The 2,388-nt window shown below is 77.0% G+C and carries 1 protein-coding gene; it reads right to left on the bottom strand.

Translation table 11 applies throughout. The features are described 5' to 3' along the window. On the bottom strand, positions 1–2,388 hold a 2,388-nt coding region (locus ACTIGN_RS15835; RefSeq protein ID WP_439625507.1), incomplete at both ends, for an acyltransferase domain-containing protein.

Raw genomic sequence — 2,388 nt, 5'->3', positions numbered from 1 at the left:
CAGGTCCAGGCTCTCCACCGGGTACCCCGTCTTCTCCGACACCACCGAAAGCAGCGTCGCGGCGATCCGGTCGGCGGCCGCCGGCTTCGGAGCGGGGGCCGGCTTCGGGGCCGGCGGGGGCGGGGCGACCGCCGCGGGCCGCTGCGCCGGAACGGGGGCCGGCGGGGGCGGGGCGTAGGTCGGCACCGGGGCCGGCGCGGGGGCCGGCGCGGGGGCCGGGAGCTGGGCCGGTGTGGGGAACGACGCCGCCGCGCCGCCCAGGCCCGACAGCAGCAGCGCCTGCTGCTGCTCGACGAGCACCTGGAGGGTCCGCTGGGCGGCGTCCTGGGCGTCGAGGAACTGCTTGTGCAGCGAGGCCGTCTGCTCCTGCATCCGCTGGAGCGAGGCCAGGCTCTGCTGGGTGACCAGGAGCGCCTGGGCCAGCGCGTTCGGGTCGGCGTCGTTCATACCAGTCCCCCTGACGGCGAAGGTCGGGCGCGCCGCGTGATTCGTGTGGATCGAGGCGAGGGCGGGTTCGGCGGCGAGGGCCGCGAGCGGCGGGCGGGCGGCCCGCGGGGCGACGTAGTTGGCCCCGGTCAGCGGCACGGTCATCCCCGGCTTGCCGGTCCCCTGGCGGGGCGGGCGGCACCGGCTCCCGGCTTCCCACGCGGCGAGTTCGACGTGGTGCCCGCGGGCCGCGAGCCGCGCCAGCGCCCGCCCCAGGTCGAGCACCCCGGGCTGCTTTCCCCCGGTGGCGTCCACGGCCACCGCGGCGACGCCCGGCACCGCCGCCTCCTCGGCCACCGCCTCCGCGAGCCGGGTCAGCACCGTGCCGGGGCCGACCTCCAGGAACGTCCGCGCCCCGGCCGCGATCATGTTGCGGACCTGGTCCGCGAACGCGACCGGCTTCGCGAGTTGCCCGGCGAGCAGGGCCTGGGCCTCGCGGGGGTCGGCCGGGTACGGCTCGGCCGTCGTGTTCGAGAACACCGGCACCGTGCCCCGGCCGAACTCGACGCCCCCCATCGCGGCGAGGAACGGGGCGGCCGCGTCGGCCACGAGCGGGCTGTGGAACGCGGCCGCGACCGGGAGCCGGACCGACTTCATCCGGGCCGCCGCGAACGCCTGCTGCGCGCGGTCGATCTCGGGCGTCGCCCCGGACACGACCGACTGCTTCGGGCCGTTGCGGTTGGCGACCACGATGTCGAGCTTGTGCTCGGCGATGACGCCCTCCACGGCGGCCAGCGGCGCGAGGACCGCGAGCATGGTGCCGGGGTCGCCGGGCCGCCGCTCGCCCATGAGCCGCCCGCGGAGCCGGGACAGGTGGAACAGGTCGGCCGGGGCGAACCGCTCGGCCGCGGCCAGGGCGACCAACTCGCCGTAGCTGTGGCCCGCGAACGCCGTCGCCCGCACCCCGAACCGCTCGCACAGCACCCGCCACGCGCCGAAGCTCACCGCGCCGAGCGCCGGCTGCGCGTTGGCGGTGTCGCGGAGGTCCGCGTCGTGCCCCTTCCGGGCCTCGGGGTCGAAGCTGGTCGGCGGGTAGATGCGGTCGGACAGCCGGCGGGTGTCGGTGTCGTCCTGCCCCTGGGCGGCGACGGCGCGGTCGGCGGCCGCGAGGCTGTCGAGCACCTCCGGGAACAGGCACGCGAGGTCGCGGAGCATCCCGACCGCCTGCGACCCCTGGCCCGGGAACAGCACGGCGAGCCCCCCGGTCTCCGGGCCGCGGCCGTAGAACGCGCCCTCGGGGGTGTGCCAGCCGGCCGCGTCCGGCTCGGCCAGGAGCCGGGCCTTCGCGCCGGCGACCAACTTCGCCACGTCGGTGAGCGACCGGTGCGCGGCGAACGCGAGCCGGCACGGGGCCAGCGCCTCGAACGTCGACCGCGACCGCTCCGCGAACCGGGCCAGCGCCGCCCAGTCGGTGCGTGCCGCCGGCCCCTCGACCGGTTGCGGCGACGGGTGGACCTTCGCCGCGAGCTTCTCCAGTTCGGCGGCGAGTTGCTGCGGGGTGTCGGCACTGAGCGCGACGACCTCGACCGAGCCGTCCCAGTCGAGGTCGGTCTTCGCCGGGGTGTACTCCTCCAGGACCGCGTGGAAGTTGCTGCCGCCGAACCCGAACGCGGACATCGCCGCCCGCCGCGGGTGCCCGGCCCGCGGGAGCCACGGCCGCATCACGGTGTTCACGTAGAACGGCGAGTCCGGGTCCGACAGCGGTTCGACCGGCCGCTCGACCTTGATCGTCGGGGGCAGCACCTTGTAGTTGAGCGCCAGCGCCACCTTGATGAGCGACGCCGAGCCGGCGGCCGCCTTGGTGTGGCCGATCTGCGACTTCACCGACCCGAGGGCGCACCACGGCCGGGCGAGCGGGGGGCGTGAGCCCCCCGAGGCCCCGCCCTCGGGGGGCTCACGCCC

It is taken from the genome of Gemmata sp., from assembly GCF_051859125.1.
GTDB lineage: Bacteria > Planctomycetota > Planctomycetia > Gemmatales > Gemmataceae > Gemmata.
Note: the sequence above shows the minus strand (reverse complement) of the source record. Positions and strands in the feature narration are given on the sequence as shown.